The organism is Bradyrhizobium sp. UFLA05-108 (genome assembly GCF_059803455.1).
On record NZ_JBANAZ010000015.1, the window covers coordinates 99,390 to 120,897 of the forward strand.

Annotated in this window: 20 protein-coding genes and 2 pseudogenes; 12 read left to right on the forward strand and 10 right to left on the reverse strand. The window is 62.3% G+C overall.

The window, feature by feature from the left end:
* Nucleotides 1–172 precede the first annotated feature (172 nt).
* Together SO140_RS13995 and SO140_RS14000 are read left to right on the forward strand one after the other, a co-directional pair.
* Nucleotides 173–463, forward strand: coding sequence for a hypothetical protein (locus SO140_RS13995; RefSeq protein WP_449381118.1), 291 nt, complete (start codon nucleotides 173–175; stop codon nucleotides 461–463).
* A 234-nt stretch (nucleotides 464–697) separates the two neighbouring features.
* Nucleotides 698–1,537 carry a DUF1194 domain-containing protein gene (locus SO140_RS14000; RefSeq protein ID WP_449381181.1) on the forward strand — a complete coding sequence of 280 codons (840 nt, stop codon included), beginning with the start codon at nucleotides 698–700 and terminating at the stop codon, nucleotides 1,535–1,537.
* A 29-nt stretch (nucleotides 1,538–1,566) separates the two neighbouring features.
* Here the strand turns inward: SO140_RS14000 and SO140_RS14005 are convergent, their stop codons facing one another.
* The 9 genes from SO140_RS14005 to SO140_RS14045 all read right to left on the reverse strand — a co-directional run bounded on the left by SO140_RS14005 (nucleotide 1,567) and on the right by SO140_RS14045 (nucleotide 12,590).
* The gene (locus tag SO140_RS14005) at nucleotides 1,567–2,049 is read right to left on the reverse strand and encodes a c-type cytochrome (protein ID WP_449381117.1); all 483 of its coding nucleotides are present in this window, start codon (nucleotides 2,047–2,049) and stop codon (nucleotides 1,567–1,569) included.
* Between the two features lie 128 nt (nucleotides 2,050–2,177).
* Nucleotides 2,178–2,807, reverse strand: coding sequence for a uracil phosphoribosyltransferase (gene upp, locus SO140_RS14010; protein ID WP_449381116.1), 630 nt, complete (start codon nucleotides 2,805–2,807; stop codon nucleotides 2,178–2,180).
* A gap of 54 nt (nucleotides 2,808–2,861) precedes the next feature.
* Nucleotides 2,862–4,100 carry a URC4/urg3 family protein gene (locus SO140_RS14015; protein ID WP_449381115.1) on the reverse strand — a complete coding sequence of 413 codons (1,239 nt, stop codon included), beginning with the start codon at nucleotides 4,098–4,100 and terminating at the stop codon, nucleotides 2,862–2,864.
* An 8-nt stretch (nucleotides 4,101–4,108) separates the two neighbouring features.
* Nucleotides 4,109–5,365 carry a GTP cyclohydrolase II gene (locus SO140_RS14020; protein ID WP_449381114.1) on the reverse strand — a complete coding sequence of 419 codons (1,257 nt, stop codon included), beginning with the start codon at nucleotides 5,363–5,365 and terminating at the stop codon, nucleotides 4,109–4,111.
* Nucleotides 5,366–5,639: 274 nt separating this feature from the next.
* Nucleotides 5,640–6,434, reverse strand: coding sequence for a CarD family transcriptional regulator (locus SO140_RS14025; RefSeq protein ID WP_449381113.1), 795 nt, complete (start codon nucleotides 6,432–6,434; stop codon nucleotides 5,640–5,642).
* Nucleotides 6,435–6,774: 340 nt separating this feature from the next.
* The gene (fdxA, locus tag SO140_RS14030) at nucleotides 6,775–7,113 is read right to left on the reverse strand and encodes a ferredoxin FdxA (RefSeq protein ID WP_027526516.1); all 339 of its coding nucleotides are present in this window, start codon (nucleotides 7,111–7,113) and stop codon (nucleotides 6,775–6,777) included.
* A 137-nt stretch (nucleotides 7,114–7,250) separates the two neighbouring features.
* Nucleotides 7,251–7,532: an RNA-binding S4 domain-containing protein gene (locus SO140_RS14035; RefSeq protein WP_449381180.1), complete on the reverse strand. Its 282-nt coding sequence runs from the start codon at nucleotides 7,530–7,532 to the stop codon at nucleotides 7,251–7,253.
* A 58-nt stretch (nucleotides 7,533–7,590) separates the two neighbouring features.
* Complete coding sequence (locus SO140_RS14040; RefSeq protein WP_449381112.1) at nucleotides 7,591–10,998, reverse strand: helicase-related protein; 3,408 nt, start codon at nucleotides 10,996–10,998, stop codon at nucleotides 7,591–7,593.
* 791 nt (nucleotides 10,999–11,789) lie between these two features.
* Entirely contained in the window at nucleotides 11,790–12,590 is an 801-nt protein-coding gene (locus tag SO140_RS14045) for a DUF3108 domain-containing protein (protein WP_474799626.1), read from the reverse strand.
* Nucleotides 12,591–13,148: 558 nt separating this feature from the next.
* On the opposite strand from SO140_RS14045, the gene rpmB reads away from it, so the two are divergent.
* The 9 genes and pseudogenes from rpmB to ftsZ form a co-directional block, all read left to right on the forward strand.
* On the forward strand, nucleotides 13,149–13,457 hold the full coding sequence (gene rpmB, locus SO140_RS14050; protein WP_449383517.1) for a 50S ribosomal protein L28: 309 nt from the start codon (nucleotides 13,149–13,151) through the stop codon (nucleotides 13,455–13,457).
* A gap of 294 nt (nucleotides 13,458–13,751) precedes the next feature.
* On the forward strand, nucleotides 13,752–14,288 hold the full coding sequence (locus SO140_RS14055) for a dsDNA nuclease domain-containing protein (protein ID WP_498542725.1): 537 nt from the start codon (nucleotides 13,752–13,754) through the stop codon (nucleotides 14,286–14,288).
* 234 nt (nucleotides 14,289–14,522) lie between these two features.
* A complete protein-coding gene (locus SO140_RS14060; protein WP_449383515.1) occupies nucleotides 14,523–14,873 on the forward strand; it encodes a hypothetical protein in 351 nt (116 codons plus the stop codon).
* A gap of 2 nt (nucleotides 14,874–14,875) precedes the next feature.
* Nucleotides 14,876–15,544: a hypothetical protein gene (locus SO140_RS14065; RefSeq protein WP_449383514.1), complete on the forward strand. Its 669-nt coding sequence runs from the start codon at nucleotides 14,876–14,878 to the stop codon at nucleotides 15,542–15,544.
* Nucleotides 15,510–15,923, forward strand: coding sequence for a hypothetical protein (locus SO140_RS14070; RefSeq protein WP_449383513.1), 414 nt, complete (start codon nucleotides 15,510–15,512; stop codon nucleotides 15,921–15,923). Before SO140_RS14065 ends, SO140_RS14070 begins: the two co-directional genes overlap by 35 nt.
* An 87-nt stretch (nucleotides 15,924–16,010) precedes the next feature.
* Entirely contained in the window at nucleotides 16,011–16,577 is a 567-nt protein-coding gene (locus SO140_RS14075; RefSeq protein WP_449383512.1) for a hypothetical protein, read from the forward strand.
* Nucleotides 16,578–16,663: 86 nt separating this feature from the next.
* A pseudogene (locus SO140_RS14080) lies at nucleotides 16,664–16,899 on the forward strand (phospholipase effector Tle1 domain-containing protein); the annotation flags it as partial.
* 204 nt (nucleotides 16,900–17,103) lie between these two features.
* Complete coding sequence (locus SO140_RS14085; protein WP_449383511.1) at nucleotides 17,104–17,526, forward strand: hypothetical protein; 423 nt, start codon at nucleotides 17,104–17,106, stop codon at nucleotides 17,524–17,526.
* Nucleotides 17,527–17,577: 51 nt separating this feature from the next.
* Nucleotides 17,578–18,774 (forward strand): annotated as a pseudogene (ftsZ, locus tag SO140_RS14090) (cell division protein FtsZ); the annotation flags it as partial.
* A 403-nt stretch (nucleotides 18,775–19,177) separates the two neighbouring features.
* On the opposite strand, the gene SO140_RS14095 reads toward ftsZ, so the two are convergent.
* Nucleotides 19,178–19,723 (reverse strand): nucleotide exchange factor GrpE, encoded by a 546-nt coding sequence (locus SO140_RS14095; RefSeq protein WP_474803652.1) that lies wholly within the window; start codon nucleotides 19,721–19,723, stop codon nucleotides 19,178–19,180.
* A gap of 265 nt (nucleotides 19,724–19,988) precedes the next feature.
* On the opposite strand from SO140_RS14095, the gene SO140_RS14100 reads away from it, so the two are divergent.
* Nucleotides 19,989–21,344: a T6SS phospholipase effector Tle1-like catalytic domain-containing protein gene (locus tag SO140_RS14100; protein ID WP_449383509.1), complete on the forward strand. Its 1,356-nt coding sequence runs from the start codon at nucleotides 19,989–19,991 to the stop codon at nucleotides 21,342–21,344.
* Nucleotides 21,345–21,508 lie beyond the last annotated feature (164 nt).

Below are 21,508 nucleotides of genomic sequence, written 5' to 3' on the forward strand. Positions count from 1 at the left end.
ACAATTCACGTACCCAGGTTCGGAGCTGCCGTTCGCAATTGACCAAGAAGATCTGCCGTTCGTTCGCTAGAGTGGCAAGTTACGGAGTGCAGGAAAATAGCATATTTCAATTTATCGTGGCGGGATGTGAGCTGGTTCACTCTTCGCGCATAGCCGATGGAAGGAGATTGCCATGAAGAAGTTGTTCTTGATGGTTGCAATTGCGCCGGCGATGGTAGTCGGCTTCTCAGCGGGGGCAGCAGAACTTCCAAGCTTTGAACTCATGGGCTTTCCGATCACGTCGCATCAGGTTGCGGTGATGGGGGCATCCGGGGTTGAGGAGCAGTCTCCCGCTCCGACGCTGGAGTCTGCTGGTATGCCTGCTTCACCCCATCAGATCGCCGTCCTGACTCCGCGTCGGAGCATGATCGCGCAGCGGAAGGCGCCGAAACTGACCACAATAGGGTTCTCTGCGCGGGACTAGGCGGGGCCTGTGAGACCCCATCATCCCGCTACCACTTTCAGCTTTGCCGATGCCATTTTGACGCAAGCATGATTTCAGGAGCCGCCTCGGACATTCTTTATCCGAAGCGGCGGCAACGCAGTCCGGTGCGCCATTTCGCCACACAGTGACTGGTTGTCCACGTATCCGCAATCAACTGGACTCGCGCGCGCGGTGCAGGAAGCGCGTGCAAGTACAACCCCAACGAGGATCGCCATGCGCACGTATGTCTGGCTCCTGAGGGTGCTGATCGCAGGCGTTATCGCTGGAGGCAACTTCGCCAGCACGGCCGTCGGGAATCTCGGGCATCAATTGGTCGACAGGGACGCTCTGCCACCCGTCGATGCCGAACTCGTCATTGCCGTTGACGTCTCCTACTCGATGGATGAGGAGGAGCTTGTCGTCCAGCGCGAAGGTTATGCGCAGGCCGTCACCTCCGAGGAATTTCTCCAGGCGCTCAAGGTCGGGCCGAGCAAGAGATTGGCGGTGACCTATTTCGAATGGTCTGCATCGGATGATCAGAAGATCATCGTGCCCTGGAGGCTCGTCGACGGCCCGGAATCCGCAGATGCACTGGCTGCGGAGATCATGCAAACGCCGGTTCGCCGAGGTTCGCGCACCTCGATTTCCGGCGCGATCCATTTTGCAATACCGCTGTTCGACCAGAATCGGTACCACGGGCTGCGACGCGTGATCGATATTTCGGGTGATGGCGCGAACAACGAGGGCCCCCCGGTGACCAAGGCGCGCAATGCGGCGATCGAGAAGGGCATCACGATTAACGGCCTGCCGATCATGATGAAACGAACGACGGTTTCGATGATGGATATCGATAACCTCGATTTATATTACGAGGATTGCGTGATTGGAGGCCCAGGCTCGTTCATGCTGGTGATCAGAGAGCGAGAGAAGTTCAAGGAGGCAATCCGAACCAAGTTGGCAATGGAGGTCGCCGGCCTGACACCTGCGCCCCGGATCGTCTCGGTGGCCGAAAGCGAACCGAGGGTATCCTGTGGTATTGGTGAGGAAATATGGGAGAGGCGAAGCCGGTGGTGAGAAGGCGAACGTGCGAGTGAAACGGGAAGCTATTGGCTCGACGCGTCCGATCGCAGGAAGGAAACTATTTTTGCCCTGTCGTCGGCAGATGCAAGTCCACCAAATGGCTTCATGCTGTTGCCCGGTATCAACTCATCCGGATTGGCGATGAAGCGCTCGAGCTTTTCTTCGTCCCACACGAGATCCGCCCCCTTCATCGCGCTAGAGTAGTTATAACCCTGCAGCGAGCCGGCCTTCCTCCCGACGATCCTGTACAGATGCGGGCCCAAGCGATTGTCGCCGTCCTTGGTCGTATGGCAGGTCCGACATGCATTGTTGAACGCGCGTTGTCCTGAGCCGGTATCGACACTTTGTCGCCCCGGCTCCTGTCCATGGCAAGGCGAATGCAGCATGTAGGCCATCCAGCCGAGGGCCACGAGTGCGCTCATCCAATTGACGTGCTGCACACGCGCATCTCGCGACCGGCCGGACTTCGGCAAGGCAAGGCGCGTCAGGAGCTGCGGCTGCTTCATTTGATCACCTCGCTGGCGAAGCGATTATCTGACCCAAGGCGGCTTCGAAGTCCCGTATCTCACCAGCATCTTGCAATTGGCGGATCGGAGCCGGAATTCAAATGAAATTGTCTGCCTTGGCCGTTTCCCTACCTCGTACCATACGCGCGGTCGCCCGCGTCGCCGAGGCCGGGCAGGATGTAGCCATGCTCGTCGAGCCCTTCATCGATGGCCGCAGTCCAGATCGGGACGTCCGGATGCAGGCCGCGAATCCGCTCGAGGCCTTCCGGCGCGGCGATCAGGCAAGCCAGCCGGATATCTTTTGCGCCGCGCTCCTTCAGCCGGTCGACTGCGGCCACCGCCGTGTTGGCGGTTGCGACCACCGGCGTCACCACAATCGCGAGCCGTTCGCCGAGGTCGGAGGGCGACTTGAAGAAATATTCGACGGCCGCGAAGCTGTGCGGTTCGCGATAGAGCCCGATATGCGCGACACGCGCGGTCGGGACCAGGTCCATCATGCCGTCGACGAACGTCGTGCCTGCGCGCAGCACCGGAACGAACACCAACTTCTTACCGGCGATCTTGGCCGACTGCATGCGCGCAAGCGGCGTGTCGACGACGACCTCGGCAAGCGGAAGATCGCGCGTGACCTCGTAGCACAGCAGCATCCCGATCTCCTTGACGAGCTCACGGAAGGATTTCGTCGAGATGGACTTGTCCCGCACCAGCGTCAGCTTGTGCTGGACCAGGGGATGATCGACGATCGTGACGCCTTCCATGACGCGATGCTCCTGAAATTATCGATGTGCAATGCGGCAGCTTCGAACCATGCGCTAGAAAACCGTACCGTCGCTGATCACCTTGAGCGGCGGCGCGCCGTCGGGACGACGCGCGAAGGCAATGGCGCGGCCCGCGGCCCAGGTGCCGCCTTCCAGAATGCTGGCGAGAGGCAATGACGCCGGCGTGCGACCGAGTTTTGCGCGGACGTCACCTGCGAGCCGGTCGAGCAGCGCGACCGTCAGCGCGCGCCACTCCACGACGAGCAGCGAATCCACCGCGTGCGCACGCTCGGCATCAGCGACGTCGCGCAGACGAAGCACCTCGTGATCCACGAACAAGCCGCCGTTGCGGTATTCGGCGAGCCCGGTGAGGCCGTCGATATCGGTCACGTCAAAGCCGGCGCGCTGCAAGGGCTCGATCAGCGAATAGCTCAGCCATTGCGACAGCTTGTGCAGGGGCACGAGACCTGTGGTCGCGTCATCGGTCTTGATCGCGGGGTGGCGCCAGCAATCGCCGAGCGGAATGCCGGCGAGCTCGAGTCGCGACGGCCAGATCGGTCCGAGCTGGCTCAGCACTTCGGACAGAATGAGCGCCGCGGGGATCGCACCGTCGATCGCCTTGGCAGCGAGATGATCGAACAACCCGCCTGGACGTGGCCGATCATGCATACCGAATATCTGCGGACGAGACGCCACCAGCCGCCCCAAGCGCCGCAACAAATCCGTGCGTCCCTCAAGCCCCAGCAGCGGATTGCTGTCCGTGACCTGAAAGCCAGACTCGAGCCGCGCGAGCGGGAGTTGCGCGATCACATCCGCATCGACGCGGAAGGGAGAGCGCGGGTCAGCGGAAAACGCGCCCCTTTCGAACATGTCGAGGCTTGCCAGCGCAAGCCCCTCGGAGCGCCCGATGTGCTGCCCCGTCATGGCATCGCGGTAACACCAGTCAGCTCCGGCGCCAGCATCCAGCAACACGCTGACGATGGCGAGATCGAATTCGGCGCGCGCCCGCGCGGCACGATCCGGCCAGGACAAGCTGTCCGCGAGGCGTGACCAACGGTCGGCGCCACCGAGGACGAAGTGCCGCCACCGCGCGTGAAAGGGAATATCCAGCGCAGGATAGGACCGTCGCGTGACCGCGAGCACGGCATCCACGACAGCGTCCATGCGATCGAGATGAACCGTGAAATGCGTCAGTCCGTCGTCGAGGCCGATGTCGAGCATCCGCGCGGCGCGCGCGCGGACTGCTTCCGCGGAGAGCAGCGATCGGGCCTCTCGTTCTGTGGCCGCCGCCATCACGTGACTCAATATTTCTCCAGCGAGCGTCCGACCGTGTCGGTCAGATCCTTCGCCGTCGGAATCTCTTCGGCGTAGTAGCCGGCCGCCTTCTTGGCAGCGATCTCGACATGCGCGTCGGCCGGAATGAGCTCCAGCGGGATCGGCACGCGCTCGACGATATCGATGCCCTGGCCCGTGAGCGCGTCATATTTCATGTCGCTCATCGACAGGAAGCGATCGATGCGTTTCAAGCCGAGCCAGTGGATCGTGTCCGGCATCAGTTGCTGGAAGCGTGCATCCTGCACGCCGGCCACGCATTCGGTCCGCTCGAAATAGGCGGCGGCTGCGTCGCCGTCCTCCTGGCGCTTGCGCGCATTGTAGACCAGGAATTTCGTGACCTCGCCGAGCGCGCGCCCTTCCTTGCGGTTGTAGACGACGAGCCCAAGCCCGCCCTCCTGCGCGCCGCGCGCGCATTCCTCGATGCCGTGAATGAGGTAGGGGCGGCAGGTGCAGATGTCGGAGCCGAACACGTCGGAGCCGTTGCATTCGTCATGCACGCGGCAGGTGATCCTGGTGCGATGATCGGGCAGTTTCGTCACGTCGCCGAACAGGTAGACCGTGGTGCCGCCGATCGGCGGCAGGAACACCTTCATGTCGGGCCGCGTCACGAGCTCAGGGAACATGCCCGCGGTCTGCTCGAACAGGGTACGCCGCAGCTCGGTCTCCGTGGTGCCGAAACGCACCGCAAGGCCCGGCAGATACCAGACCGGATCGATCGCGATCTTCACCACCGACACGCTGCCATTGGCGTGCACGACCTCGCCGTCCGGCTTCAGCCGTTTGGCGACCAGCGCACCGCGGATTTCGGGCAGATCCAGCCGCGCGCGCGTCACCGCGATGCTCGGCCGGATGTCGGCACCTTCCGCGATTTCCTTGCGGAAATTTTCGGCGACGAGATGCCCCCAGGGATCGAGCGCGACGATCTTCGAGGGATCGCTCCATTGCGGGAATGGCCCGATGGTCGCGGCCGGAAACGTGTTGGTGAGATCGGGACGCCGGATTGGATCGAGCGCGCCGGCGGAGACCGCGAGCGCACGATAGACGGCATAGGAACCGCCATGGCTGCCGATGACGTTGCGGTCCGGGGCTCGCGACACCGTGCCAATGATCGGCCCCCGCGCGCGCGCGTCCGCGGCGCCCCACTGGATCGGGAAAGCCGCCTTTCCGCCGGGCTCCGGATGGGAGGTGAGGCGGATATGTTCGGTACGGTTCGAGCGGCTCATAACCAGGCTCCTATAAAGCCAACGGCCCGCCTATCAGACGGGCCTGGACCATCCTACCGTGCGGTCATGACGCGAAGCCGTTCACGACCGAATTCAATAGCATAAGGGCTGACGGACCCGTTCGCTAGATGTCCGTTGCGCACCCACGACGATCGGGCCGCCCGCTCCCTTGCTTCACTCAGGCCTTCGAGGGCGATTGCCCTTGCACCAAAACGAACAAGCCCGGCCGTTCGGCCGGGCTTTGGATCTGCTTGCCGCGAGCCGAAGCTGCTGCCTACGCGGCCTCGTCGGCGACTGCCGTATCGTCGCCATCGGTATCGTCGATATCGCCCTCGGTATCCGCATCGGCCTCGCCCTCGGCGGCTTCCGCCTTGGCGTTGGTGCGGCGCGGGCTCTTGGCGAGCTGCGCCTCGATCTCCTTGACCGCTTCGGTCTCGGTCGAGTGCTGCACCACCGCAATCTCGCGGGAGAGACGATCGAGCGCTGCTTCATAGAGCTGGCGTTCCGAGTAGGACTGCTCGGGCTGCGATTCGGAGCGGTAGAGGTCGCGCACGACTTCCGCGATCGCGACGATGTCGCCCGAATTGATCTTCGCTTCGTATTCCTGGGCGCGGCGCGACCACATGGTGCGCTTGACGCGGGCGCGGCCCTTGAGGGTCTCCAGCGCCTTCTTGACCAGCGCGGGCTCGGACAGCTTGCGCATGCCGACATTGGCGACCTTGGCGGTCGGAACGCGCAGCGTCATCTTGTCCTTGATGAAGTTGATGACGAACAGCTCGAGCTTGGCCCCGGCGATCTCCTGCTCCTCGATGGCCAGGATCTGGCCAACGCCGTGAGCGGGATAAACGACGAATTCATTGGCCTTGAAGCCCTGGCGCTGGGTCACGACCTTCTTTTCCTCGACCTTCGGCGCGGCGGCGGCCGGCTTCACGGCGGGCTTGGCGGCAGCGACGGGGACTTTCGGCGCGGCGGCAACATGCGCTTTCACGGCAAGCTTGACCGCAGCCTTGGGAGCTGCAGGCTTGGCAGCGGTCGCTTTCGCGGCCGGTTTGGCAGTCTTGTTAGGCATTGCGCTTCTTTTCTTCGAGGACTTTGCAGCCGTGTGCTTAGTCGCGGCACGACCCTTGGATGCGCTACGGCTGGCCGCGGCGACTTTTTTGGCATCCTTATGTGACGCCTTGGCAGAAGTACTCTTTTTACGCGTTTTATGTGACACAGCCTGCGCGCGGAAAACTGCCACGCCCCTGTTCGACATGAGGTTTCACGGGAACCCAGAGGGGCCAACGGGGCTGACGGGGTTCGGCTTAATGTGCCCAATATAGCACATTTCCCGCAAAAATCAATGATTTAGGGGTCTTCTGGCCTGTTTGCGGCGCTGACTAAGGTATTAGGGTTAAGTTTGACCCGAGTTAGTCTCCAGAACCGGGGTTTTGAGAAAAATATTTCTCAAACTTGCCTTCTTTGCCGTCGAATTCCTTCGCGTCTTCCGGCGAATCTTTCTTCTGGGTGATGTTCGGCCAGCTCTTGGCGTATTCGGCGTTCACTTCCAGCCATTTTTCGAGCCCCGGTTCCGTGTCCGGCTTGATGGCGTCGGCCGGGCATTCCGGCTCGCACACGCCGCAATCGATGCATTCATCGGGGTGGATGACCAGCATGTTCTCGCCCTCGTAGAAGCAATCTACCGGGCAGACCTCGACGCAGTCGGTGTACTTGCACTTGATGCAGTTTTCAGTGACGACGTAAGTCATCCACAACGCTCCGAAAAGCTCTCTCAAATTCGCGGCTTGCGTAGCGCGTAAATACCCACGCCGCAAGGTCGGGAACGGCCGATCGTGACTGGTTTTCGCAAGTCTTCGGCCAAGAAGTGAACACCAAGCGCAATTAATTACGCTTTGCGCTCGTTCAACTCCTCATACAGCAGGCGCGCCGAGTTTGCGTCGCCGCGCCGCTCGTTGAAGGCGACCACCTTCATGACCCGCACGGTGCGATCGAGTGCGATGGTCAGGACGTCGCCGATCTTGATCGCATGCCCAGGCGAGGTCTCGCGCACGCCGTTGACGCGGACATGGCCGCTTTCGACGAGTTCGGCCGCAGACGTGCGCGCCTTCACCACGCGAGCGTGCCACAGCCATTTGTCGAGACGCTGGCGCTCGGTCGTGGGAGTTATTCCTTTTGACGCGTTTTCTTCACGCGAACCGCTCCGCACTTCGCTTGAAAACGCTACGCTACTCCTTGCGGCCGGCGAGCTGCTCTTTCAGCGCGGCGAGCTTTGCGAACGGCGAGTTCGGATCGATGGGCCGGTCGCGTTCGCGCGGGGAAGCGCTCGAAGCATAGGGGCGATGCGACGGACCGGATTCGCGGTCGCGCCGATCGCGGCCCTTGTCGCGGTCGCGGCCACGGCCGCCCTCGCGATCACCGAACTTGCCCTTGTTGCGATCACGATCCTTGTCGCGGTCCTTGTTACGATCCTGGCCCTCGAAGCGGCGACCCTTGTCGTCACGCTGCTCGCGGCGCTCGCCGCCTTGTCCGCCACCCTGGCCCTCTTCGCGGCCCTTGCGGAAGTCCTTGCGACCGCCGCCGTGACGATGACCGGGCTTTGCGCCTTCGGCAGCCTCGCCGGGCGCAGCACTCGCGGCCTGCGCGCCTTCCTGCGGGCGCGGCTGGTGGTGATGGCGGGGGCGGTGCCGCTCGTGGCGCGGCTTGCGGTCCTCGTGGCGGCCGCCGGGACGCCAGACCTCGACGAGCTGCGGCTCGGCGGGGGCGGCGTCTGCCGCAGCTTCCGCAGGCGCGGCGGCATCGGTCGATGCGGCAGCTTCCACGGCGGCGGCAGCATCAGCCGGCGCGGCCTCGGTGGCCGCCTCGATGGTTGCAGCTTCATCCGCCGGCGGCGCGATGCCGGGCGCATCCTCGGGCGTCACCGGCGCATCGGGCGTCGCCTCGAGCGCGGGCTCGGCATGAGGCTCTTCCTCATGCTGCTCCATGCCCGGGGCGTCCTCGACGGTAACCGGCTCGGCCGAAGCCTCAATAGGCGCCTCGACGGCAGGCGCCGCGTCATCCGCCGGCAGTTCGGCAACGGCTTCCGCCACCGTCTCATTCGACGTCTCCGCCACACCTTCAACGGGCGGCGTCTCGGCTGCGACCGTCTCGGCGACCACCGGCTTCGGTGGCAGCGGCGGGCGCTTCTCCATGCGATAGCCGAGCGCGCGCAGCACCGAGGCGAAATCTTCGCCGGCCGAGCCGGTGAGCGAGGTCATCGCCTGCGTCACCACAAAGCTGCGGCCGTCGAACGCGCCGGCCGGCTTCTCGCCGGGCGAGGTCTCGCGCCAGGCGAGCGCCGGGCGGATCAGATCGGCAAGGCGCTCGAGGATGTCGACGCGCACGGCGCGCTCGCCGCACTGCTTGTAGCCGAGCACGCGATAGGCATCGCGCGGCAACGCCTTGTCTGTTGGGAACGAGGTGCGGCCCGAGCTCGCCAGGTGCTGCGCGCCCGACAGCGCCGACAGATCGACATTGTCGTGCTTGAGCGCCCAGAGCAGCGCGGCCAGCGCGCGCCCGGCGGGCTTCAAAAGCTGCGGGAAATAGAGGTGATAGGCGCCGAACCGCACGCCGTATTTGCGCAAGGTCGCGCGCGAGGGCTGGTCGAGATCCTTCAGCTCGTTGGCGATCTTCGGCCGCTCCAGGACGCCGAGCGCCTCGACGAGCTGATAGGCGATGCCGCGGGCGATGCCGGTGACGTCCTCGGCCTTCGACAGCTCGAACAACGGCCCGAGCAGCTTTTCGATATGCGTCTTGAGCCAGAGCTCGAGCCGCGCCTGCACCTTTTCACGCGGCGACCCGGTGAGGCGCTCGTCGGAGATGATGCGCAAGCGCGGATGCAGCGCTTCCTCTGCGGCAACGAGACGCGCCACGGCATCGCCGGTCCAGCGGATGGTGCCTTCGGAGGTCAGCACGAACTGTTCGTCGGGTGCGGCGGACAGCTTCTCAGCGCGCGCATTGATCTCGCCGGCGAGTACCGCCTGCGCCGCAGCCTGCAAGGCTTTCGCATCGGATCCTGCTTCCGCAGCATCCGGTGCAAAGGTGAACCCATCGAGGCGGCCGATGACGTGGCCTTCGACGATGACTTCGCCGGTCTTGCCGATTTCAGTATTCAAGCTCGTGTTCTCCCGCAGGCGGCGCATCAATACACTGGTACGACGATCAACGAAACGCTCTGTAAGCCGTTCATGGAGCGCATCTGACAATTTATTTTCGACCTCCCGCGTGACCCCTTGCCAGCGTTCGGGGTCTTTCAGCCAGTCCGGGCGGTTGGCGACGAAGGTCCAGGTGCGGATCTGCGCGATCCGGCCCGACAGCGTGTCGATGTCGCCGTCGATGCGGTCGGACTGGTCGACCTGGGCGGCGAACCAGGAATCGGGGATGCAGCCCTTGTCGATCAGGAAGCCGTAGAGCGTGGTGACGAGCTCGGCATGGGCCGCCGGCGACAGTTTTCGGTAGTCGGGGACCTGGCAGGCCTCCCACAGCCGTTCCACCGCCGCCTTGCCGTGCGCCTTGTCGCGGACCTCGCCGTCGCGGGCGGCGTGATCGAGCACGCGCATGTCCTCGGCAATCGGCGCGCGCGTCAGCGCCTCGTGGCCGGGGGCCAAGTTCAGCGAGACCTGCAGCGCGCCGAGCGAGGAGAAATCGAGCTTCGAGTTGCGCCACTGCAAGACCTTCACCGCATCGAAGGTATGATTCTGGAGCGCGTTGACGAGCTCAGGCTCGAACGGCGCGCAGCGGCCCGTTGTTCCGAACGTGCCGTTGCGCGTGGCTCGTCCCGCGCGGCCCGCGATCTGCGCGAACTCGGCCGGCGTCAGGCGGCGGAACTGATAGCCATCGAACTTGCGGTCGGAGGCAAAGGCGACGTGGTCGACGTCGAGATTGAGGCCCATGCCGATCGCATCGGTGGCGACGAGATAATCGACGTCGCCGTTCTGGAACATCGCCACCTGCGCATTGCGCGTGCGTGGCGAAAGCGAGCCGAGCACCACTGCGGCACCGCCATGCTGGCGGCGGATCAGCTCCGCAATCGCGTAGACCTCATCGGCGGAGAACGCGACGATCGCGGTGCGCCGCGGCTGCCGCGTGATCTTGCGGTCGCCGGCAAATTCAAGGCTGGAAAGCCTGGGACGCGTGATCATGGAGGCGCCCGGCAGGAGACGCTCGATGATCGGGCGCATGGTGGCAGCGCCCAGCAGCAGCGTCTCGTCGCGGCCGCGACGATTGAGGATGCGATCGGTGAAGACATGGCCGCGTTCGAGATCGGCGGCGATCTGCACTTCGTCCACCGCAAGGAACGACACATCGAGATCGCGCGGCATGGCCTCGACGGTCGAGACCCAGTAGCGCGGATTTTTTGGCTTGATCTTCTCTTCGCCGGTGACGAGCGCGACGCTCTCGATGCCGGCGCGATCGGCGATCTTGTTATAGACCTCGCGCGCGAGCAGCCGCAGCGGCAGCCCGATCATGCCGGAGGAATGCGCGAGCATCCGCTCGATGGCGAGATGCGTCTTGCCGGTATTGGTCGGCCCGAGCACCGCAGTGACGCCCGCGCCAGGCGCGCGCTCGGAAGCGAAGGAGGAGGGAGAAAAGGCCATTCTGGAGATTAGCTAGTCGTGATTGGGCCGTTTGTCAGTGGCGTTTCGTGTCGATCCTCATCCTGAGGAGCGCGGCACGCGCGTCTCGAAGGATGAAGGCCCGGCCGGTGCTGCGCTTACCCTTGCGGAGCGGGCCGGGCCCCTCGCCCTTCGAGACGGCCGCCGCGCGGCCTCCTCAGGGTGAGGGGAGCAAGCAGGGAGGATTGGGCTTTCATGTGTCGGTTATGTCTCCGAACGGGGGCGGCATTCTCCGTTGTCATGCCCCGGCTTGACCGGGGCATCCAGTACGCCGCGGCTCCTCGGTTCAACTACAGGCGCCTCGGAGTACTGGATCGCCCGGTCAAGCCGGGCGATGACGACGGAGAGAGTGGCGACAATGCTGGCCTCCCCCGCAACTGTCTCATTTTGCAACGCTTTCTCGCCTGCATTTAAACTTCGGAACGACTCCGGAACGAATCGCGGCCGAATCGCTGACTCCCCTCTGCTTCCGGATTCGTTCACGCAACATCTCGCGCCAGGTCGTTTTCCGGCGCACTAGATGGAGTTTTGGTCGTCGGCACAAGCGGCGTTTTCGGAGCGAGTTCCTTAATGTTGGGGACGGGGTGGAGTCGAATCAGAATCGACTGAGAGTCAAATGGATTCCGTTGCCCAACCCTCATCCTGTCAGGGTGAGGGTCGACGCGGGTGCGCCTCGCCCATTTTCGCGAAAACAAGCCCATGCACAGTAGGGATAGACAAGCAGAGCCGCGCTCCCCGCCATCTGTAGTGGGTCGGCATCGCCAAACGACGCCTCACTGCGTCTTCGCAACCTTCGGCGGCTGGGGGACGGTGATGAAGCTGGTGGCCTCTAACATGGCAGGTCCGAGCGGGGTCGGGATCTTCACCCAGAACGGCACCAGGATGCGGGTGCCCGCAACCGGCGCAAACGCGATCTCGATGTTGCGCTGGGCCGCGAGGTATTTGATGACCGGGCGATCCGGGATGTAGCCGGCGACGGGCACGAAATAGAGCGCGCAAACCACGACCGGGCCGCGATAGCCCTTCTCCGCCTTCACGCTCTCCATGCGCTTGAAATCGAGCTTGAGGTCGTAGCGCATGCGGCCGTCGAACACGGGGGCGCCGGTGTGGCAGGCCTCCGGCGACACTGGCTCGCCGGTGCCGGGCACGCGCAAGAGCGAAGCCGTCATCGGATCCCAGACGCCGCGGCGATGCGCCTCGGTGACGACGATGCGGTCAGGGTCGACCGGCGGCTCCGGCGCGATGCCGAACTCCTTCACATTGCCCTTGTCGAGGACGATGTGGATGTCCTCGGTCTTCTTCGAGGTGGTGGTGGAGGCCTGGTAGCCGGTCGCAACCAGCGCGCCGTTGACGACGCGGCCCTGCGAGGCGCCGGTGCCGGACCCGCCGGTGAAGGATTTCAGGATGCCGACGGTGCCGCCGGACGCGGCGGCCGAGAACACGTCCTCCTGGATGTCGATGGTCCAGGCGCCGCGGCCGACCGGAATGCCCGAGAGCGTCGCCTCATACTGCGCCTCGAGCCGCCCTTGCGCGGAAGCCGGCGCCATATCCCAGCCGAGGCCGCAAACGGCCATCAGGGCCAGCCAGCCGTGGGCACGCGGCCGGGGCGAGAAAGACAGAGGCATGATCACGTTCAGTTGCAATCCGATGATACCGCTAGTGTTTGTACTTAAGCCAAAACCGGCGGCAAACAATGTCAGGGGCGAGCAATCAGAGCCCGGCCGCTTGGAACCAGCCTCTCTTTCCGCCCCGATTACGCCCTTTATGTGATGGTAAGGCGTTTCAATCATTGCCGTTTTCGTGAGTGGGGACGCGCGTACTCGATCACCGCACGCGCCCCTTGTTCCGCCGCTCCCTGCCCCTTGCTCCGCTGTCATGCCCCGGCTCGACCGGGGCATCCAGTACGCCGCGGCCCCTCAGTTGAATCACTACCGCCTCTGGAATACTGGATCGCCCGGCCAAGCCGGGCGATGACAGCGGTGGTTGGGCTGAAATCTCGGCCAAATCCTTGACTACCCGCCCCTTCCCCCCTATACGTCCGCCCGCTCCCTGCAAGGACAGAGAATTTGCACCCCCGTGGCGCCCCGAATGGCCGCCGCAAATCGCTGGGGGAACGGATAAGGATTTTTGACATGTCTCGCCGCTGCGAACTGACGGCCAAGGGCCCCCTCACCGGCCACAAGGTCAGCCACTCCAACATCAAGACCAAGCGCCGCTTCCTGCCGAACCTCGTCAACGTGACGTTCATCAGCGAAGCCCTCGAGCGCAACGTGCGCCTGCGCGTCTCCACCAATGCGCTCAAGAGCGTCGACCACAATGGCGGCCTCGATGCCTACCTCATCAAGGCTAACGCCGACGCCCTGTCGCCGCGCGCGCTGGAATTGAAGCGCCAGATCCAGAAGAAGGTCGGCGGCGCTGCGCCCGAGAAGAAGGCGAGCTAAGAATTCTTAAGAGCTGGGCCGGGGGCACGCGTAAGCGTCGCGTGGCGTAGCTTTAAGAGCGTTGAGTTTGAAGTGACGGCCGGGTCGAAAGATCCGGCCGTTTTTGTTTTTGCGGCCCCAGTTTTTGCGCTGCAACTAGATGCCTCCGTTGCGTCGTGGCCTCGGCGAAAACCTCGCGCTCACTTCAACTTTTTAACGATGCGATCGGCAGGCCGGATATGCTCGTCGTAGTTGTCATCCGAGGTGTACCCATTAGAGTGTCCTGAATCGCTTTTCTAAGTACGAGGATCTTTTTTGTCATTTGCAGACAGGCTCGTTGCGGAGCCGCAACGGGAAAAGTCGGGTGAGACGGGCGCTCAGCGCTACGACTATCAGGCTCTGTGGGGGCTTACGTTGGTTTTCGCCCATCACGGCACGAGTTCCGATTACGCGATCTCGTTCGAATTTCACGACGACATCGTCCTGCTCAACAGTTCTTCGGCCCCCTCACAAGCCTCCTTCTATCAAGTGAAAACAAAGTCAAAGGGCCATTGGACCCTGACAGAACTCACAAGTCGGAAAAAAAGGAAGAACGATCCAAACAACGGCCTGTTGCCGTCTCACGCGGGAAAGCTCTATTCCAACTACGACATCTTCCCGAGCGAAACGAACAAACTCGCGTTCGTCTCCAACGTGCCTTGTCAATTCTTTGATGCAGCGGCCACAGAGTGCTGCATGTCGGATGCAGAACCCAAAATGCTCTCCGACTTAACTGCGAAACTGCAAGCAGAGTATCCCACAGCTTCGGCAACTATCGTGGATGACTCTTTCGTTTCGTCAGGGCCGATTTGAAGTCTTCAGGACAGTTCAGCGCATATCAAGGGCAAACTTATCGAATTCGTTCACGATCAACTTGGGCCAGTAGAGTTCAATCCTGATAGTGTTTACAAAACTATAGTCGAGGAATGCCGCCTGCGCTCGAAATACACCGTATCGATACGTGACTTTGATGAGTTGATTAGTCGGAAGTCCATTACAAAGAGTCAGGTAGACGGCTGGCTAAAGGCGATTGAACTTGCGCACAGCATGCCTTCCTGGAACGAAATTGTAATCCATCTTGATGTTGGCGACGTATTGACTGTTGCAGAGCTGGCTCGCGAATGGAAGCGATACCGAGCGGTAGTCCTCGACTCGAGTGACCTCGCGGTCAACATGCTGCGCGACAAAATCCGGGTCGAGATCGATGCATGTTCGACCCTCGGCCTTCCCCTGCAGCAACTCGTGACCACTATCTACCCCTCGGTGGAGCCATTCGCGATGACGACCCTTGCACTGTTCAAGCCGGCTCGACTTAAAGTGATGATTATGTACGAGGTGTTCACACATGACCCGTCAGGAACGCTTCAAACGACTAATCCGCAGCCTGCGAACGCGTAGCTATGAAAAGCTTGCGGTTTCAAAAACTGTATCTGTGCTCCGAACTCGAAAAGTCGGCGAGGATCGCGACGTTCGATCCGAACACGACAGTAGTTCTCGGCGAGAATGACACGGGCAAGTCATGCCTGATTAAGTCGATCTATGCGGCTTTTGGAGCTGACGCCTATAAAGTTAGCCCGAGCTGGCAATCGCTCAAAGTCGACCTGCTGCTAGATTTTACAGTCAACGAAGACGCTTATCGCATACTTAGAACAGGGAGCTTCTTCGGACTCTTTGATCGCAAGGGGCAAATGATCTGGGAGGCATCCGGAGTTACGGGCGGAGTTGCCCCTCGTCTTGCCGAACTTCTCGATTTTAGGTTGACATTACAGGACCGAAACGGCGACCAAGTAGTCCCTCCGCCTGCATATTGCTTTCTTCCCTTTTATATCGATCAAGACATCGGATGGCTAAAGACGTGGAGTTCGTTCGCACGGCTGCAAATGTTTGAAGGCTATAAGCATGATGTCTCTTATTTCCACGCAGGCTTACTGCCGAATGAATACTACGTTGCTAAAGGATCGAAGTTAGAAGCGGAAAGATCAAAGGACGAATTCAAGGTAGAGAAACGCGCGCTAGACCCGTGCGACGAAACGATTGAGAAACCGGGAACGCAAAAGCGTACGGTTTGACCTTGATCCGGCATCGTTTGGCGAACAAATAACTGCGCTACTGCGAGAATGCGAGGAACTACAACGCCAGCAAGATGCCGTTCAGCGCATTTTGGTCGATTTGAGCTCTAAGCGCGTAGTGCTCCTAGAGCAGAAAGAGTTGGCAGCAAATGCCTTAGTTGAGTTAGACGCAGACTACGAGTTCCTTCGCGATTCATCCGAGCCCGAGATCGTTTGTCCGACCTGCGGGACGATTCATACGAATGACTTTTCGAATAAGTTTGGTCTCGTTTCAGACGCGGAGTCGTGCCGCAGCCTCTTGATGGAGGTTCAGCACGAAATTAATGCAATCGACGAGCAAATCGCGGTGCAGCGCGGCAAGTTCGGAACATTCGCCTGAGAGATACAGCGCATAAATTCCCTTCTGGACGAGCAGCGCGGCGAACTGAAACTTCGCGACTTAATCGCAGACGAGAGCGAGCGTCTGGTGGACGCCGCGCTCGCTGAAGAGCATCGAGATTTAGACACTAAGATTGGTCAGCTCGATGCGAGGTCCGATGAGGCGTCACTAACCATGAAATCTTACGAGCGTCGGAAATTCCAACAGCCGATAAAGGACCGCTATTTTTCTTACATGAAGGGCTTCGTCACCCGACTAAAGGTGCCCAACCTGCCTGAGAAGAACTACAAGAGAATTGACTGCTCAATTAGCGAAACTGGCAGCGATTTGCCCCGGGCTTTGCTCGCCTATTATTTGGCGTTCCTTCATACGATGCGAGCCACCACTGAATCGGCACCATGTCCGCTGGTGATCGACACGCCAGTACAACAAGATCAAGATCCCGAGAATGCCGCCCGCATGATCGAAGCATGCCTTAAAGAGGCCCCTGGGGGCACGCAGATTATCCTCGGGACAGTCGGCCTACACGGAGTAGAATACCAAGGCCATACGATAAGAACAGAGGACAAATACCGGCTGCTAAGCAAGAACGACTACGAGGCTGTCGCTCTGCATATGAAGCCATATTTTGCGCAGATGCTCAAACGCAAGTAGCTCGATGCGGCGCCCTTCGATGATTTGAAAGGGATACCCTGAGGCAGGCAGGAGACGCTTCGATGGAGCGAAGCCAAAACGAAACTATGCACGAAGCCAAGAACAAGCACGCGACCGCGCCCAGGAACGAATCCAAGAACATCGTCATCTAGTGCGACGGGACGGGCAACGAGACTTCTGAGAATATCTCCAATGTGCTGGCGCTCAATCGCTGCCTGCGCAAGACCGACAGGACGCGGCCGCTAGTGTCCTATGCCGCCGGGGTCAGCCCGTCACGGAGCCCACGACGTGGCACCGGCGGAAGACCAACATCAATCCGGTGACGGTGCCCGCCCCCGCGTTAACCGTCCATTAACCAACGCAGCCTAGCCTGCAGTGATCGTCCAGCCATCATCAGCCTGAAATGCCTTCCCGGTTCGCTCCAGGAGAAGAGCCGATGTCCGTTGAGTTGTTGACGTATGCCGAGCTTAGTGCCCGCCTCGAAATCTCGCGCGAGGCTGCTCGGTCGCTTGCCAGGCGACGCGCCTTGCCGCGCTCGCGTTCGGATGACGGCAAGACCCGGGTCGGCGTCGATTTCTCCGAGCTGCGCTACAGGCCCCGGCCGCGAATTGGCCGCCAGGCGGACCCCATCGCCGCCTCCATGGCAAAGATCGACGCATTCAGGAGCGAGGCATTCAAGGCGGAGATCGCGCGGCTCGAAGCACAGGCGGCCGTCTACAAGGCGGATTTCGAACGCGAGCGCGAGCGCGCCGATCGCCTGGCGGTCGAGCTGCTGCAGGCGGCGGCGGAGACGAGCGCAGCCAACGAGTGGGCGGCACGATTGGAAGACGAAGTGGCGACTTTGCGGACCGGCCGCCGAACCGGCGGCTCAATCGCCGGCCAGGCCGCGCTGCGATTGGGTCGTCTGGCCGCCTCCATCGTGGAATCAGACCGCGCGGCTTGCAGGTAGCACGCGAAAATCTCTCCATCCCCAGCCTGCCGGAGCAACCGCGAGGAAAGAATGACTGGCATCAACGATCTTCACGAGATGAGGGCGCGCATTGTCGTGTTTGGGGTCGGCGGCGCCGGCGGCAATGCCGTCAACAACATGATCACGGCCGGGCTGCAGGGGGTCGAGTTCGTCGTCGCCAACACCGACGCGCAGGCGCTTGCCATGTCGAAGGCCAAGCGACTCGTCCAGCTCGGCACCCATGTCACCCAAGGCCTCGGCGCCGGCTCGCAGCCTGAACTCGGACGCGCCGCCGCCGAAGAGACCATCGATGCGATCCGCGAGCAACTGGCCGGCGCACACATGGTGTTCGTCACGGCCGGCATGGGCGGCGGGACCGGCACCGGGGCGGCACCCGTGGTCGCCAAGATCGCGCGCGAGCTCGGCATTCTCACGATCGGCGTGGTCACCAAGCCATTCTACTTCGAGGGCCAGCGCCGCATGCGCTTTGCCGAAGCTGGCATCGAGGAACTGCTGAAGTTCGTCGACACCCTCTTGATCATCCCGAACCAGAACCTGTTTCGCGTGGCCAGCGAGAAGACCACATTCGCCGATGCCTTCGCCCTTGCCGACCAGGTGCTTTATTCGGGCGTGGCCTGCATCAGCGACCTCATCGTCAAGGAAGGCCTGATCAATCTCGATTTCGCCGACGTTCTCTCCGTCATGCGCGAGAAGGGCAAGGCCATGATGGGACGGGGCGAGGCTTCCGGTCCGAAGCGCGTGCTCGCCGCCGCGGTGGCCGCAATCTCCAATCCGTTGATCGAGAACCCGTCGATCAAGCGCGCCAGCGGCCTCATCATCTCCATCACCGGCGGCAGGGATCTCATGCTGTTCGAGGTCGACGAAGCCGCCACCCGCATTCGCGACGAGGCCGATCCGGACGCCAACATCATCGTCGGCGCGTCCTTTGACGAAAGCCTCGAAGGCATCGTCCGCGTCTCGGTGGTGGCGACCGGGATCGATAATCTCGACCCGGCGCAGGAGTCCCAGCCGGCGGAAAGCTCACTCACCCAGCTCGCCGGCCGCTTACGCAACGACAGCCGCCGCATCGCCGATCGCATCGAGCGCAGCGCGACCCTGCCGCAATCGGAGAGCCCCCCGCTGCAGCCGGCGGCCCGCCCACCCCTGGGGCAACCGCCAAGGCCGAATCCGGACCATGCGCGCCAGGCGGCGCCCCGGCCGGTCGATCCCTACGGCCGCCCTTCGCCGCGCAATGCGAGCGACGACGGCGTGCTCGATATCCCGGCCTTCCTGCGCCGCAGCGCCAACTGAGCGGGTGGCAAGGGCCGGGGTTGCTCGCCTCCAATGCTGGAGATGGGCCGCTGCTACGCGACTCCGGAGCGCGATGGCGAGCTGCTCGTAAGAGCCTAGCTGCAGCAACAACCTCCGCCGTCGTCCCGGCGAACGCCGGGACCCATACCCACAGGGAGTAGTTTGGCGAAGACTCGTGGTTGGCAACTTCGCGCCATAACCGCTCCCTGGGGTTATGGGTCCTGGCTTTCGCCAGGACGACAGCTTTGTTGTGGCAGGAGCAAACGCTCCTATGGAGTCGGCGAACTTCGACCGTCAGATCTGCAGACGAGCTTCTTGAGGCGCGCGGCGCGCAAATCCTTCACGCTGCCGTGCTGCGCGGGTCTTCCGCCGTTTCCTTCTTCTCCGGCTCCTTGTCGCGAGACAGCCAGGCCGGAAAACGAAGCAGGCGATCGTTACTGTCCTTTGGGAGCTCGATGGACGCCTCGATGGCCGAGCTCGGGATGTCCAGTGCAGCGTGTCCGGCCCGCACCGCATCCGCGCGCTGATCCAGTCCGCGGAGCAGCGGATCGAGCACGCTGTCGATTTCGGTCGCCACCGACAATAGGAGACTGTTGAGCTCGCGCGCCTCGGGCACGACTGCCGCAGCCGGCTCGATCGCCTTGCACAGACTATCGACGACAGGCGCAAACGCGCCGGCAGCGTGTTTGATTCGCGTTTTTATCGATTCGAGTTCGGCCAGGACGCGATCGCGCTCCCGCCTCTTTTTCTCGTCCGAAAGGCGGGCTTCGAGTTCGGCGATGTGAGCCGTCAGGGTCTCGGCTTCGGATGCAAGCGCATCGCGTCTTCCGCGCACGCGATCGAGATCGCGGCTGAGATTGTCCACTAAGTCGTCCTTTCCGAACATTGGGTTACTCCGTAGCACAGCCGTTTTGGTCTGTAAGACGGCCTTGGCGCGAACCGCCAGCCTCGCCACCGACCGGATGACCGGATCGGCCGAAACAGGCATCAACTTCGGTCGCGTCACATGGGCTGACATGTTTGGGCCGACATCGTGATCCCCCAATCGTCCACATTAGGCGACCGCATGGTTAACAAGCGGTTAATTTCAACAGCCTGACACGGCAATCGGTTATACTCGCCCCGGTAGCATCACCGGAGGGGACGCTTCGATGGAGCACGAAGCCGAAACGAAGCACGAAACCAAGCACGAACACACGATCGTACCCAGGAACGAACCGAAGAACGAACCGAAGAACATCGTCATCTGCTGCGACGGCACCGGCAACGAGATCAGCGAGAACATCTCCAATGTGCTCAAGCTCTATCGCTGCCTGCGCAAGACCGACAAAACGCGGCCGCGGCAGCTGGTGTTCTATGATCCCGGCGTCGGCACGGTCACGGAGCCTTCGACCTGGAACCGCTGGAAGGCCGACATCAAGCTGGTGCTGGGGCTCGCCACCGGCTATGGGCTCGATGACAACGTGCTCGCGGCCTATTGCTTCCTGGTCGAGCACTACGCGCCGGGCGACCAGATCTATTTGTTCGGCTTCTCGCGCGGCGCCTATACCGTGCGGGTGCTGGCGGGGCTGATCCACAAGGTGGGGCTGATCTCGCCGGAGCAGGCGAATCTCGCAGGCTCGGGGTTGATTGCCTACAAGCAATATTCCGGCACCGGGCGCGGCAACGATCTCTCCGCTCTCACGGATGCGGGCGCCGACGAGGACGGGCCGCTGCCCTCCGATCGCTTCGATCTCGCCGCGCAGTTCGCGCGCATCACCTCCTCGCGCTGGCCGACGATCCGCTTCATCGGCGTGTGGGACACGGTCGCCAGCGTGATCGTGCCGCGGCCGGACCGGCTGTACTGGCCGAGCCTGGAGGAGCTGGCGTTCACGCTGCAGAACCCGAGCGTGAAGATCTTTCGCCAGGCGATCGCGATCGACGAGCGGCGCTGCATGTTCCGCCTGAAGCAGTGGATGGAGCCGCAAGCCTTCTGGAGCAACCGCTTCGTCCCCGATGAAAAGAAGGAGCCGCAGGACATTCTGCAGGTGTACTTCGCCGGCGTGCATTGCGACGTCGGCGGCGGCTATGCCGAAACCGGCAGCGCGCTGTCGAAATATCCGCTGCTGTGGATGATCGACGAGGCGAGCAAGGCGGGGCTGCATTTCAACCCGCGCACGGTGAACCAGCTCGCCTGGGGCATTCAGCGCAAGAACAGCCCGTTCACCTACGTCGCGCCCGATGTGAAGGGCGAGATGCACAATTCGATGACGGCGGCCTGGCGCGTGCTCGAATACATCCCGAAGAGCGCGAAGTACAAGGAATGGCCGGAGCGCCAGGTCCATTTCGGCTTCTACATCCCCGACTGCGAGCCGCGCCTGATCCCCGAAGGCGCGCATGTGCATGAGAGCGTGGTGCAGCGGATGGCTGACGTGCCGGAGTACAGGCCGGTGAATCTGCCGAAGGATTTTGTCACCGTGCCGATGCCGGTCGGCCCGCACGCGCCGACGACGGTGGAGGCAGCGTGAGGGGTGGGGTGAGTGGCGATGTGAGGTGAGGCGGGAGCGCGCCACACACTCCACTGTCATCGCCCGATTTAATCGGGCGATCCAGTATTCCAGAGGCGGTAACGAATACGGAAAGGCCGCGGCATACTGGATGCCCCGGTCGAGCCGGGGCATGACGGCGGGAA